The 825-nt window shown below is 63.5% G+C and carries 1 protein-coding gene; it reads right to left on the bottom strand.

Translation table 11 applies throughout. The features are described from left to right. On the bottom strand, positions 1-825 hold an 825-nt coding region (radA, locus tag B3797_RS17155), incomplete at both ends, for a DNA repair protein RadA (RefSeq protein WP_311791700.1).

Here is an 825-nt window from a genome sequence, read left to right as displayed (position 1 = left end):
ACTTTCATGCCGTCGATGGTTTTCTTCGGCGCGTTGCCGGCCGGAACGATGGCGCGCTTAAAGCCGTGTTTGGCCGCTTCGGAGATACGCTCCTGGCCGCTCGGCACCGGACGGATTTCGCCCGCCAGCCCCACTTCGCCGAAGATGACCAGATCCTGCGGCAGCGGCCGGTCGCGCAGGCTCGACACCATCGCCAGCAGCAGTGCCAGATCGGCGCTGGTCTCGGTCACCTTTACGCCGCCGACCACGTTAACGAAAACATCCTGATCGGCCATCTGCAGGCCGCCGTGACGATGCAGCACCGCCAGCAGAATCGCCAGGCGGTTCTGCTCCAGCCCCACCGCGACGCGGCGCGGATTGCCCATCATCGAGTGATCCACCAGCGCCTGAATCTCGACCAGCAGCGGGCGCGTGCCTTCCCACACCACCATTACGGAGCTGCCGGAGGTGATCTCGTCGCCGCGCGACAGAAAGATTGCCGAAGGGTTGCTGACTTCACGCATCCCCTGCTCGGTCATGGCGAAAACGCCCAGTTCATTGACCGCGCCAAAGCGGTTTTTGTGGCTGCGCAGCGTGCGGAAGCGCGAGTCGGCGTCGCCGTCCAGCAGTACCGAACAGTCGATACAGTGCTCCAGCACTTTCGGACCCGCCAGCGAGCCATCTTTGGTGACGTGGCCGACCATGACTATTGCCACGCCGCGCGTTTTCGCGAAGCGCGTCAGATAGGCGGCGGTTTCACGCACCTGCGCCACGCTGCCTGGCGACGACTGAATATCCGCCATATGCATGACCTGAATGGAGTCGATCACCATCAGCTTCGGCTGC

It is taken from the genome of Pantoea sp. UBA5923, from assembly GCF_002431095.1.
GTDB classification, from domain to species: domain Bacteria; phylum Pseudomonadota; class Gammaproteobacteria; order Enterobacterales; family Enterobacteriaceae; genus Pantoea; species Pantoea piersonii.
The sequence above is the reverse complement of the archived record's forward strand: the minus strand, read 5'-3'. Positions and strand labels throughout refer to the sequence as shown.